The sequence below is a fragment of the Blautia hydrogenotrophica DSM 10507 genome, from assembly GCF_034356035.1.
Taxonomy (GTDB): Bacteria; Bacillota; Clostridia; order Lachnospirales; family Lachnospiraceae; genus Blautia_A; species Blautia_A hydrogenotrophica.
Genome location: NZ_CP136423.1, coordinates 833,201 through 846,070 on the forward strand (window position 1 = coordinate 833,201; position 12,870 = coordinate 846,070).

A 12,870-nucleotide genomic window follows, 5' to 3' on the forward strand; every position below is an offset into this window, starting at 1 on the left:
GATGGAAGAAAAGAGATACACATTCGAAGAGTTGACTGAGATTGTAAAGATACTGCGCGAGAAATGCCCATGGGACAGCACACAGACCCATGAAAGCCTGAAAGTATGTATGGAGGAAGAAGCCTCGGAGGTGATCGAGGGAATTGATCTTTTGAAAAGTACTGGAGAGTGGGACAATCTGTGTGAAGAGCTGGGAGATGTGCTTCTTCAGGTGGTGCTCCACAGTGTGATTGCTCAGGAAGAAGGATTATTTACCCTGGAGGATGTGGTAACTGGGATAGCCCGTAAGATGGTTCGCAGACATCCGCATATTTTTGGAAAATCTGAGTTTTATAAGGACTATGATGGGATACCCAGTTGGGAGGAAATAAAGCGTCTGGAAAAAGAAGCCAGAGAGAAAAATAAGGGATTTTTGTAATTTTCAGAAATGTATCAGAAAGTCACACATTTCTGATTGGAAATCAAGGAAACTCCTTGACAAACATAGAGAAAGGGTATATAAATTAATGATAGGACTCTTTGGGCTCAAGAGAGTCAAAACCAAGCATGAGAACAACAATTAGAGGAGGAAACACCATGAACAAAACAGAATTAGTTGCAGCTATGGCTAAAGAGACTAAACTGGCAAAAAAAGATGTAGAAGCTGTTTTAAAATCTTTTATCGATGTAGTGTCTGACGAACTGAAGAAAGGTGAGAAAGTTCAGTTAGTTGGTTTCGGAACTTTCGAAGTAAGTAAGAGAGCTGCAAGAGAAGGAAGAAATCCTCAGACTGGTGAGACGATGAAGATCAGTGCTTCTAAAGCTCCTAAATTCAAAGCTGGAAAAGCATTAAAAGATCTGGTAAACGAAGAATAATTGGTTGCTGTGAACAGTAACAATAATTGATTTAGAAGGCTGTTGCAGGAGGAGATTCCTTGTGCACCAGCCTTTTTTGTGTAATAGGAAAGGAGATCCTATGCGATTAGACAAATTTTTAAAAGTATCCCGTCTGATTAAGAGACGAACGGTGGCCAATGAGGCCTGCGATGCAGGGCGAGTTCTGGTGAATGAGAAACCTGCGAAAGCGTCGGCGAAAGTAAAACCTGGGGATGTAATTGAAATCCAGTTTGGGAGTAGAAATGTAAAAGTGGAGGTCTTAAGTATTGCGGAGACCGTACGCAAAGAGGAGGCGGAGAACCTGTACAGGTATCTGTGACCGGGAGCAGGAATAGATTTTCCTGGATTCTCATAGACTATTGATAAAGGGATCCAGGAGAAGTCAGTTTGGAAGAGAAGAAAAAGAATTTTTCTCACAGTGTGTTTCTGGAACAGAGAGAACGAGGAAAAATTACGGGTGTGTCAGATGTCAGATCGTTTGACGAAAAATTGATTGTCTTGGCGTCAGGCAGCGGAGTTATCACGATAAAAGGAGAGAACCTTCACGTGGAACAACTGAATCTCGAACATGGCCAAGTGGAGCTTACAGGGAAAATCGACAGCCTTGTGTATACGGAGGAGAAAACACTGGGGCAAAAAAGCGAGTCTTTATTGTCAAGACTTTTCCAGTAGCAGCCTATGAGTGGATATATCCAGTATGAACTCCAGGCATTGATCTATTTTCTGATCAGCGGGATTTTATTGACGGCTATCTATGATTTGCTCAGAGTAGTAAGACGCATAATACCTCACAGTGGATTAGTGATTGGCATTCAGGACTTGATTTTTTGGATTGCCAGCGGCTTGTTTCTGTTTCGCCAAATATTTTTAAAATGTGACGGCAGTATCCGGAGCTTTGCAGTATTGGGTACTATATTAGGGGCTGTAGTCTATCATATGACAGTAAGTACGTTTCTTGTAGATTTTCTTGCAGGAATTTTACGAATTCCTGTTAACGGTGCTGTTTTTTTGATAAAAAGGTTGCTATTTCTCGAAAAAAGATGTAAGATTTTTGTGTATAATCTTAAGATGAGATTGAAATACAGACATAGAAAGAAATACACCGATTCAGATATACTTCAGCCATCGGGGCGAAAGAAATATAGTAAGAGGGTTAATAGGTTTGAGAAGATCAAGAAACAGTCGAGGCATAAGAAAAAGAATCCGCATGGGAATGGCGAGCATCGGCGTCGTCGCAGTGATTCTGTTAGGAGCACTGTTGTACGAGGGACAGAATTTGCAGAGCCAGTTAAACTTTTACCAGGAAAAAGAGGCCAGTCTGAACGACCAGATCGAGGAAGAGAAGGAGCGGACCGAGGAGATCGATAAGACAAAAGAGTATATGGAGACTGATGAGTATGCAGAGGATGTCGCTCGTAACAAGCTAGGGCTGGTGAAAGACAATGAAGTTGTCTTTGAAGAAGAAAAATAGTTACGAAGAATAAGTTGATTTTTGTCTGAAAGTTTTTCGTTTCAGGTATCTGGATTTGACAAAGATTTTAAGGAAAATCCCGTATAATCCCTTCTGATAAAGAATGCAGAAGGGGAGGGGAACATATGCAGGAATGGATGATTGCCATGCTCGCGATTATAGGTTTGTTAATCTTGCGGGACATGGCAAAAACTATTTTGTCAAACCGACGGTCCAAGGAAGACGATGTGATGCAGCTGTGCGAAAGTCATCCGCAGAAAGAAAAAGTTGAGCGATATGCGCAGTCATTTCAGAAACTGGCGGATACCTTCTATGGAATGCCATTTCGGAAGGACTATCTAAGTGCAGGGCAGGTGGATTGGGTTTTTTGCCAGGCCAGCGGAAAAATCTGTTCAAAATGCTATCAGAGAGATTTTTGCTGGGGTGAGCAGAAAAATGAGATGTACGAAGGTGCGTGTTCTCTGATCCGGGCCATTGAGGATGGGCAGGAGGAGAGAATTCGAAAAACGAAAGCTGATTGGATGGGACAGTGTGCCAGAGCTGGACAGTTTTATGAGGAAGCCAGACAGTATTTTCAGAAGGAAAAACAGAATCTGGTGTGGAATAACCGGCTGATTGAGGGAAGACTGGCAGTGGCGCAACAGCTCAATGAGGTATCAAAGATTATGCGGACAGTGGCGGATGATCTCTATGATATCTCGCAGGCGGAGCCGGAATTTCGGGACGAGATTCAAAAGAAGCTGAAGAAACGACAGGTTCTTGTAAAAAGTGTATGGGTGATGGACAAGGTGGAGGGGCGCAGACAGATTTTTTTGAATATGCGTGCCAGGAGTGGCCAGTGCATTTCTATGTTGGAAGTGGCACAGCAGCTCTCAGATATCTGCGGTTGTCCGATGGCTCCGGTGAAGGATAGCCGGTGCATCGTAAATGGAGAGTATCATACGGTTCATTTTGTGGAAGATATGAGCTACGAGGTGCTGTATGGGGCAGCCAAGATAACGAAAGAGCAGGAGAAAGTCTCAGGAGATAATTATACCTGCAATATGGAAGAAGGCGGCAGATTTGTCATGTGCCTTTCAGACGGAATGGGTTCTGGCATGGACGCGTGCAAAGAGAGCGAAGTTGTCGTGGAACTGTTGGAACAGTTCATGAATTCAGGATTTTCTCAGGAGACAGCGGCGAAGATGGTGAACTCAGCGCTGGTACTGAAAAGACAGGATGGAATGTTTTCTACTGTAGATATCTGTGCGCTGGATTTGTATACAGGAATTTGCAATTTTCTCAAAGCGGGGGCAGCTACGACATTTATCAAAAGAGATCACTGGGTGGAGGCGATTACGTCTACGAGCCTGGCAGCGGGATTAGTCCAGCAGATAGATTTTGAGACTACCGCCAGAAAGCTGTACCATGGGGACTATGTTATCATGGTGACAGACGGCGTGTTGGATGCGCTTCCCCAGGAAAAAGAGGAAGAGACGATGAAAGAGATTATTATGGATGTGCACGAAGAGGCACCTCGGGAGATGAGCAGAGGCATACTGGAAAGAGTGTTAGGGTACAGTGATTATAAAGCCCAGGATGATATGACAATCCTGGTAGCAGGAGTGTGGAAAAAGTAGGAGAGAAGATGGAGGAGAAAGTCTGGCAATTTATACAGAAACATCATATGTTGGAGGCAGGAGACCGGATTGTGGCTGGCATCTCAGGAGGCGGGGACTCTATGGCCCTGCTTTTTCTGCTGCTGAAGTTTCGGGAGCGCTGCGGTTATGAGGTGTGCGCGGTTCATGTCAATCATGGTATCAGAGGGGATGAGGCTTTTAGAGATGAGACTCTGGTGACGAAATACTGTGCCGACAGAAATGTGGACTGCGAGGTTTTTCATTGTTCTGTGCCGGAAGCTGTAAAAAAATACGGGTGGAGTGAGGAAGAGGCCGGCCGGATTTTGCGCAGACAGGCCTATGAACAGGTGTTGAGGCAGTGGAAGGGGAACAAAGTCGCTCTGGCTCATCACCAGAACGATCAGGCGGAGACAATGCTGCATAATTTGTCCAGGGGCTGCGGCCTTCGGGGAATCCGAGGGATGCTGCCAGTGCAGAACGGGATGATTCGCCCATTTCTTTGTATAGAACGAAGAGAAATTGATCATTATCTAAAGGAGAAAAAAATTCCTTATCGAACGGACAGCACAAATTTTTCAGATCAGTATATTCGGAACCGAATCAGGAAGCATGTAGTAGAATATTTGGAAAGAAATGTGAATTCTAAAACGGTTTCCCATATGGCCTGGACGGCAGGGATAGCGGCTCAGGCAGAGGAATATCTGTGCGGACAGGGAGAACGGATTTTGGCCCAATACGGAGAACTTTTGCCGGGGGAGATTCGAATTTCGGATGATTGTCTGGGAGAGCCTTCTATTCTCCGAATGTATGGATTTTTGCAGGCTTTGGAAAAAGTCAGCGGCTATCGCAAGGATTTGTCAGGAGAACATCTGGAACAAATTTCGAGGTTGTTTCAAAAAGAGACTGGAAAACAGGTGAGTCTTCCAGGGGGGACAACTGCGGTTCGGGTTTACGGTGGGATTATCATCCGGAAAACAGTGAAAGAGAAAGTGGAAACGCGAAAAAAAATGTGGACACTGCCGGTTCCAGGGAGAATTCAATGTGGAAAAGCCTTTTGGGAGACCAGAATTTTTTCCTATGAATCCCAGAAGATTCCAGAAAAGGCATATACGAAATGGTTTGATTATGATAGAATAAAAAAAACTCTGCAAATTCGAAATCGAAGACCAGGGGACCGGATTATGGTGACAGCCCAAGGCGGAAGAAAGAAATTAAAAGATTATTTTATAGATGAGAAAATTCCGCGAGAGCAAAGAGATGAGCTGATTCTTCTGGCAGAAGAAGAGGAAGTTCTATGGATTGTGGGAAAGAGGATCAGCGAGGCTTATAAGATCACTGAGTTTACGAAGAGAGTGCTAGAGGTAAAATACCAAGGAGGACGGGAAGTTGAGTGAGAAGATAAGTGTGTTAATCACTGAGGAAGAGGTAGAGCGCAGAATAAAGGAGATCGGAGCAAAGATCAGCCGGGATTATGCGGGAAAAGAGCTGCACTTAATCTGCGTCTTAAAAGGCGGCGTTTTTTTTACCTGTGAGCTGGCAAAGAGGATTACAGTTCCGGTGAGTCTGGATTTTATGTCGGTATCCAGCTACGGAGACGATACGAAATCCAGCGGAGTTGTGCGTATTGTGAAGGATTTAGATCAGCCTCTGGAGGGAAAGGATGTCATGATTGTGGAGGATATCATTGATTCTGGGCGGACTTTGAGTTATCTAATCAAGGTATTAAAGGGCAGGAATCCTGACAGCTTGCGGCTGTGTACGCTTTTAGATAAACCAGACCGGAGAGTCAAAGAGGTGAAGGTGGACTATTGTTGTTTTGAGATTCCAGACGAATTTGTGGTAGGTTATGGTCTGGACTATGCACAGAAATATAGGAACCTTCCCTTTATTGGTGTGGTGGAGAGCAGATGAAAGGAGATTTAAGATAAGTGAATAGAAAATCCAGTAGAGTCGGCCTATATCTCATACTGATTATTATGATGATTGCAGGCTATTTGTACTTAAATGAACAGATTAATGATCAGAGCAGCTATACACTGGAACAGATGGAGAAGGCTCTCGATGAAAATCAGGTGTCACAGGTGAGCATCCACCAGAATCGGCAGGTTCCCACCGGAAGAGTGAGCGTGGAGCTGAAAAATGGCGAGCAGAGACAGTTCTATGTGACGGACGTCAAGGAAGTAGAGGAGATTCTGAGGGATTCCTCCATCGACCCTGTGATCTCCGATGTGCCTCAGGATAGTGTATTTATGTCTACAGTATTTCCATCTCTGTTAGTGGCGGGTATCGTTATCTTCGTCTTTATGTGGATGAATCGTCAGATGTCCGGCGGAGGCGGCGGGAGCAATGCAAAGATGATGAACTTTGGAAAGAGCCGCGCAAAGATGACAAGCCCGGATGAGAAAAAGGTGACTTTCAGCAATGTGGCAGGGCTGGATGAGGAGAAAGAAGACCTCCAGGAAGTCGTCGACTTCCTAAAGGCGCCCCAGAAGTATACCAAGGTTGGAGCTAGAATTCCGAAAGGAGTCCTGTTGGTGGGCCCTCCTGGAACTGGAAAAACTCTGCTGGCAAAAGCAGTAGCAGGTGAAGCAGGGGTTCCGTTCTTTTCCATTTCCGGTTCAGATTTCGTAGAGATGTTTGTCGGCGTGGGCGCTTCGAGAGTCCGTGATTTGTTCGAGGACGGCAAGAAACACGCTCCCTGTATTATTTTCATTGATGAGATTGACGCTGTCGCCAGACAGAGAGGAACTGGAATGGGCGGAGGTCATGACGAGAGGGAGCAGACGTTGAATCAGCTTTTGGTGGAAATGGATGGCTTCGGAGTCAATGAGGGCATCATAGTCATGGCGGCCACAAACCGCGTGGACATTTTGGACCCGGCGATTTTAAGGCCTGGACGTTTTGACAGAAAAGTAGGTGTTGGACGGCCGGATGTGAAGGGCAGAGAAGAGATTCTGAAGGTTCACGCCCATGATAAACCTTTGGGAGATGATGTGGACTTAAAACAGATCGCTCAGACCACCGCGGGATTCACCGGCGCGGATTTGGAGAACCTTTTGAACGAGGCAGCCATCGGGGCAGCTAAGCAGAATCGAGGATATCTGGTACAGGCAGATATTAAAGGCGCGTTTACCAAGGTCGCCATTGGAGCGGAAAAAAAGAGCAAGCTGATCTCAGAAAAAGAGAAGAGGATTACTGCATATCACGAGGCAGGCCATGCGATTTTGTTTCACCTACTGCCGGATGTGGGGCCAGTCTATACGATTTCTATCATTCCTACAGGGATCGGCTATACAATGCCTCTGCCTGAGAACGATGAGATGTTTAATACAAAACAGAAAATGCTTCAGGATATCACTGTTCTGCTGGGAGGACGCGTGGCAGAGGAGATTATCTTCGGGGATATCACGACGGGGGCTTCCAATGATATCAAGCGGGCGACAAGTACTGCTCACGCCATGGTGACGAAGTACGGAATGTCGGAAAAAGTGGGATTGGTGGTCTATGGAAATGACGGCGATGAAGTGTTCATCGGAAGAGACCTGGCTCACACGAGAGGCTACAGTGAGGATGTGGCGAAAACGATCGACAGCGAAGTGCACAGTATTGTGGAGGATTGCCACGAAAAGGCACGAGAGATGATTATGTCCCACGAAGAAGTGCTCCATAAGTGTGCGAAGCTTCTCCTGGAAAAGGAAAAGATTCACAGAGACGAATTTGAAGCACTTTTCACAGAGGAAAAAGGTGTGGTTTTAGAGAAGTAGGAAAAAGATGCACAAAAAATAAATTAAAATTTTGTGATATTTATGCACACTTTTCGATTGACCATTGCTATAATAAACATCGTAAAAACCCCCCAATACATTATATAGTTTTTGCTACACCCCATAAGAAGAAATACCTTCTCCAAAAAAGGCAGTCGAAAGACTGCCTTTTTTCATGTCATAGGAAAGATCTTGTCACGCTGATGCGTGAAAGATTTTTCCGATTACATGAGTGCTCCGCTGTGGATGTGCACTCGCACAAGAGGCAGCCGCCGCAGGCGGCTGTGCTCGGCGCGCAAAGTGGAATGCGCCCCTAAGATTGAAGGAAAGGGGGAGTTGAAGTGGGCTTGCCCATTTCGTTCTGTTATAGGAAAGCACTTGGTCCCTAATGTGTGAAAGTTCTTCCCTATGATATAAACGTTCCACTAAAGATGAACATGTCTCTCAAGACTGAGAGGGGATTGTAACTTTTTGATAATAGATGTTGTATATTTTTGTGTATTAAGATAAAATATAAATAATGATGACTATTAAGGGGATGGCTATATGAATTCAAGGGATTTAGATCCTATCATTACTCAGCAATATATATTACAGATGCGTCCAGTGTTTAACAAGGACGCTTTATTTAGCGATGGAAGTAAGTATTATAGAATACCGATGGAGCCGGAAATTGGAGAAGAGGTAAAAATTCGTTTTCGAACTCTGCGCAACAACGTGGATAATGTCTACTTAATTCATGACCATGAGGCTACGCAGATGTATATCAGCAGGACGGATAAGGGTTTTGATTACTACACGGCGAAGATTTCCCTGGGAGAGAAAGAGTGCCGTTATTATTTTGAGATTCATTCTGGGCAGCTTACCTGTTATTACCACAAACTGGGGGTCTGTCTGGAGCCCCAAGAAGAAAATGCTTTTGTGATACGGCCAGGTTTTAAAACTCCTGACTGGGCCAAAGGGGCTGTTTTCTATCAGATTTATGTGGACCGTTTCTGCAACGGTGACAAAACCAACGATGTGGAGACCAGGGAGTATTTTTACATTGGTGACTACAGTGTGAAGGTTGACGATTGGGAAAAGTTGCCGGCTATGATGGGCGTCAGAGAGTTCTATGGTGGAGACTTGCAGGGAATCCTAAATAAATTGGACTATTTGCAGGATTTGGGAGTAGAGGTACTCTATTTGAATCCGATTTTTGTATCTCCGAGTAACCATAAATACGACTGTCAGGACTATGACTATGTAGACCCTCACTATGGGAAAATTGTCAGCGACGGCGGGGAATGTCTTCACGAGGGAGACCGAGAAAATATACGTGCGACAAAATATATTCAGCGGGTGACTAATAAGGAAAATCTAGAGGCCAGCAATCAGCTTTTAGCTCGGTTGGTGGAGGAGGTTCATGCCCGTGGAATGAGAATTATCTTAGACGGAGTGTTCAACCACTGTGGTTCTTTCAATAAGTGGATGGATCGGGAGAGAATCTACGAAGGTCAGGAAGGGTACCCTAAGGGGGCGTATGTGTCTGCGGATAGCCCTTACCGTTCTTATTTTAAGTTTTTTGATGAGAGCAGATGGCCTTATAACCCTACCTATGATGGATGGTGGGCTTTTGATACCCTTCCGAAGCTCAACTATGAAAATTCACCAGAATTGTATCAGTATATTTTGGATATTGGAAAGAAATGGGTATCTCCGCCCTATAATACAGACGGATGGCGCCTGGATGTGGCGGCAGATTTAGGATATGGGAATGAGTTTAATCACCGATTTTGGAAAGATTTTCGCAAAGCTGTGAAAGAGGCAAATCCAGAAGCAATTATTTTAGCAGAGCACTATGGAGATTCCAGAGGATGGCTGCGGGGAGATGAATGGGACACGGTGATGAACTACGATGCGTTTATGGAGCCAGTGACCTGGTTTCTGACAGGTATGGAGAAACACAGCGACGAGTATCGGCATGATCTTCTAGGAAACAGTGATGCTTTTATCGGCGCGATGAAAACGCATATGTCGAATTTTCACACAGGTTCTTTGCAGACGGCAATGAATGAACTGTCAAACCATGATCATTCCAGGTTTTTGACGAGAACAAACCGGAAGGTGGGAAGAGTTCAGCATCTTGGGCACTATGCGGCAGAAGAGGGGATTAATCCGGCGGTGATGCGCGAAGCGGTGGTAATTCAGATGACATGGCCGGGGGCACCTACTGTCTATTACGGAGATGAGGTAGGTGTCTGTGGGTTTACCGATCCTGACAATCGGCGTACTTACCCTTGGGGAAGAGAGAACCAGGAACTTTTGGCCTTTCATAAGATAATGATTCAGCTTCACAAAAAGTATGAAGTGCTGAAGTCAGGTTCTCTACTATTTTTGCAGAATGGATATCAAACGCTGAGTTATGGAAGATTTTCCTTTGATGAGCAGGTGATTGTTTCTGTCAACAACGATGAGAAAGAAAATGAAGTGGAAATTCCTGTCTGGAATGTAGGAATTTCGAGATTTTACAATGAGGATTTGAGACAATTGGTGATGACTACCAGAGAGGGATTTACGGTGGAACCGATTACCTGTACGGCCATCGCAGGAGTTTTGCGGCTAAAGCTTCCGGCTTACAGTGCGGTTGTACTCTATCATAAGGACTAAACGTTGTTACTGTTCACTCACTTGCGGCTCGTGAACAGTAACACGCTTTGCGACGCACACAAACTGCTGTAAACAGCAGTCTGGCGCGAATATGTCTCGGGATTTTTGTACAAAATGTACAAAACACCTTGCGGGATATTGGAGATCTGGACTGTAACGAAATGTTACAATAAATACAAAAGAAATAGAGAAAACCCTTGCTTTTTTGCAAAGAATCTTATATAATTATACCCGTCAGAAATGATGAGGCTTGTATCATTAGAGTACACGGACGGGTTCCCGAGTGGCCAAAGGGGACAGACTGTAAATCTGCTGCAAATTGCTTCGGTGGTTCGAATCCACCCCCGTCCATTTGTGCGAGGCTAGCGGGACAGTACCAAGTGTGCATGTCCGTGGGGAGCTGAGGAAGCACAAGAGATGCCGCAGTGGCGGAACTGGCAGACGCACAGGACTTAAAATCCTGCGAGGGTTAAACTTCGTACCGGTTCGATTCCGGTCTGCGGCAGTTTTTTATGAGTGAGAGTAATAAGAGAAAAGCTGAAATTCCTTGGAAAATCAAGGGTTTCAGCTTTTTTCTACGTTATTTGCCGGTAGGGAAAAAGGGGACGAAAATCCCCTTTTTGTCCTGTTATAGGAAAGATCTTGTCACGCTGAAGCGTGAAAACCCTTTTCTATAACATAAACGCTCCGCTATGGATGCACACGCCACAATGAGGAATTTCACCGCAAGGCGGTGTTGCGGCGGCGCGCAAAGTAGGACGCGCCCCGCAAAGATTGAGGGGTGGGGAGTTGAAGTGGGCTTGCCCACTTTGTTCTCTCATATGATTCGAATATGTTCAATTCACATAATACCTTTCCTTTCCTGCTGGCGGACATGGATGAGAAGAAAACTGAGGGCAAAAGTGAAAAATGATCTGAGCAGAAATTTTTACTGGACATTTTCAATGGAAACCACTAAGATAGACTTATTCAGAAGAGATGAGGAGGAACCGAAAAAGATGAGAAAAGTGGTAAAATTCGGAGGAAGTTCGCTGGCCAATGCTCAGCAGTTTAAAAAAGTCGGTGATATTATCCACAGTGATGCCAGCAGGCGGTATGTGGTGCCGTCCGCACCTGGAAAGCGTTACTCAGATGACGTGAAAGTGACGGATATGCTGTATGGATGTTATGCGCTTGCGGCAGCGGGCAAAGAGTTTGCCAATGAATTGAAGGTAATAAAAGAAAGATATAATGAGATCATTGATGGGCTGGAACTGAATATGTCTCTGGACGAGGAATTTCAGGTGATCGAGGAAAACTTTAAAAATAAGGCGGGTGAAGACTACGCAGCTTCCAGAGGGGAATATCTCAATGGAAAAATTATGGCAGTTTATTTGGGATATGAGTTCGTGGACCCGTCGGAAGGAATTTGCTTTGATGAAAATGGAAACTTTTTAGCTGAAAAAACCCAGGAACTGATGGGGAAAAGGCTGAGTGTCTGTGAAAATGCAGTGGTGCCTGGATTCTATGGGGCTAAACCAGACGGGACAATTAAGACCTTTTCCAGAGGTGGTTCGGATGTAACTGGCTCTATTGTGGCCAGCGCTATTCATGCAGATCTGTATGAAAATTGGACGGATGTATCAGGATTTTTGATAACCGATCCAAGAATCGTAAAAGACCCAGAATCCATCGAGACGATTACTTACAGAGAATTAAGAGAACTGTCCTATATGGGGGCTACGGTCCTCCATGAAGATGCGATTTTCCCAGTGCGCAAAGAAGGTATACCGATCAATATCAAAAATACCAATGCTCCACAGGATCCAGGAACGATGATTGTGGAAAGTACATGCAAAAAGCCGAAGTATACCATCACAGGTATTGCGGGTAAAAAAGGCTTCTGTTCTATCAATATTGAGAAGTCAATGATGAATTCGGAGATTGGTTTTGGCAGAAAAGTGTTGGAAGCTTTTGAAAACTGCGGAGTTTCCTTTGAACATATGCCCTCAGGGATTGACACGTTGACTGTTTACGTTCACCAGGAGGAATTCGAAGATAAAGAGCAACAGGTGATTGCAGCAATTCATCGGGCTGTTCAGCCAGATTTTGTGGAGATGGAATCAGATTTGGCTTTGCTTGCAGTCGTAGGCCGTGGAATGAAATCCAGCAGTGGTACAGCAGGTAAAATCTTTGAAGCATTGGCAAAAGAAAAAGTCAATGTGAAGATGATTGACCAGGGTTCTAGTGAACTGAACATTATTATTGGTATAGAAGACCGTGATTTCAATACTGCGATCAAGGCAATTTATAGAGCTTTTGTAGAAAATAAATAGAAGAGCAGAACTGCCAGCGAGAGCTGAGAGAGGATTGTGACACCATTCCTGGTTAAAGAGCCAGGGGTGGTGTTATTTATTATAGGAAAGACCTTGTCACGCTAATGTGTGAAAGCCCTTTCTTATTACATAAACGCTCCGCTCAGGATGCGCACGCTGAAATAAGGAATTTCACC

General features: G+C 44.7%; 11 protein-coding genes, 2 tRNA genes and 1 pseudogene. All 14 read left to right on the forward strand.

Annotation, left to right across the window (positions count from 1 at the left end; translation table 11 throughout):
• The first annotated feature begins 1 nt into the window (after position 1).
• A complete protein-coding gene (locus tag BLHYD_RS04020; RefSeq protein ID WP_040350675.1) occupies positions 2 to 418 on the forward strand; it encodes a MazG nucleotide pyrophosphohydrolase domain-containing protein in 417 nt (138 codons plus the stop codon).
• A gap of 158 nt (positions 419 to 576) precedes the next feature.
• A complete protein-coding gene (locus BLHYD_RS04025; RefSeq protein ID WP_021844771.1) occupies positions 577 to 855 on the forward strand; it encodes an HU family DNA-binding protein in 279 nt (92 codons plus the stop codon).
• A gap of 100 nt (positions 856 to 955) precedes the next feature.
• Complete coding sequence (locus tag BLHYD_RS04030) at positions 956 to 1,195, forward strand: RNA-binding S4 domain-containing protein (protein ID WP_005949079.1); 240 nt, start codon at positions 956 to 958, stop codon at positions 1,193 to 1,195.
• A 68-nt stretch (positions 1,196 to 1,263) separates the two neighbouring features.
• Positions 1,264 to 1,548: a sporulation protein YabP gene (gene yabP / locus BLHYD_RS04035; protein ID WP_005949081.1), complete on the forward strand. Its 285-nt coding sequence runs from the start codon at positions 1,264 to 1,266 to the stop codon at positions 1,546 to 1,548.
• A 6-nt stretch (positions 1,549 to 1,554) separates the two neighbouring features.
• Positions 1,555 to 1,767, forward strand: a pseudogene (gene yabQ / locus BLHYD_RS17485) (spore cortex biosynthesis protein YabQ); the annotation flags it as partial.
• A gap of 271 nt (positions 1,768 to 2,038) precedes the next feature.
• Positions 2,039 to 2,347 carry an FtsB family cell division protein gene (locus BLHYD_RS04040; protein WP_021844772.1) on the forward strand — a complete coding sequence of 103 codons (309 nt, stop codon included), beginning with the start codon at positions 2,039 to 2,041 and terminating at the stop codon, positions 2,345 to 2,347.
• Positions 2,348 to 2,472: 125 nt separating this feature from the next.
• On the forward strand, positions 2,473 to 3,966 hold the full coding sequence (locus tag BLHYD_RS04045; protein ID WP_021844773.1) for a SpoIIE family protein phosphatase: 1,494 nt from the start codon (positions 2,473 to 2,475) through the stop codon (positions 3,964 to 3,966).
• Entirely contained in the window at positions 3,954 to 5,360 is a 1,407-nt protein-coding gene (tilS, locus tag BLHYD_RS04050; protein ID WP_005949087.1) for a tRNA lysidine(34) synthetase TilS, read from the forward strand. Before BLHYD_RS04045 ends, tilS begins: the two co-directional genes overlap by 13 nt.
• Positions 5,353 to 5,877: a hypoxanthine phosphoribosyltransferase gene (gene hpt / locus BLHYD_RS04055; RefSeq protein ID WP_005949089.1), complete on the forward strand. Its 525-nt coding sequence runs from the start codon at positions 5,353 to 5,355 to the stop codon at positions 5,875 to 5,877. Before tilS ends, hpt begins: the two co-directional genes overlap by 8 nt.
• 65 nt (positions 5,878 to 5,942) lie before the next feature.
• Positions 5,943 to 7,730, forward strand: coding sequence for an ATP-dependent zinc metalloprotease FtsH (ftsH, locus tag BLHYD_RS04060; RefSeq protein ID WP_005949091.1), 1,788 nt, complete (start codon positions 5,943 to 5,945; stop codon positions 7,728 to 7,730).
• A 546-nt stretch (positions 7,731 to 8,276) separates the two neighbouring features.
• Positions 8,277 to 10,379 carry a glycoside hydrolase family 13 protein gene (locus tag BLHYD_RS04065; RefSeq protein WP_005949093.1) on the forward strand — a complete coding sequence of 701 codons (2,103 nt, stop codon included), beginning with the start codon at positions 8,277 to 8,279 and terminating at the stop codon, positions 10,377 to 10,379.
• A 269-nt stretch (positions 10,380 to 10,648) separates the two neighbouring features.
• Positions 10,649 to 10,730, forward strand: a tRNA-Tyr gene (locus tag BLHYD_RS04070).
• 68 nt (positions 10,731 to 10,798) lie between these two features.
• A tRNA-Leu gene (locus tag BLHYD_RS04075) sits at positions 10,799 to 10,884 on the forward strand.
• 493 nt (positions 10,885 to 11,377) lie between these two features.
• The gene (locus BLHYD_RS04080) at positions 11,378 to 12,694 is read left to right on the forward strand and encodes an aspartate kinase (RefSeq protein ID WP_021844577.1); all 1,317 of its coding nucleotides are present in this window, start codon (positions 11,378 to 11,380) and stop codon (positions 12,692 to 12,694) included.
• Positions 12,695 to 12,870: the final 176 nt, after the last annotated feature.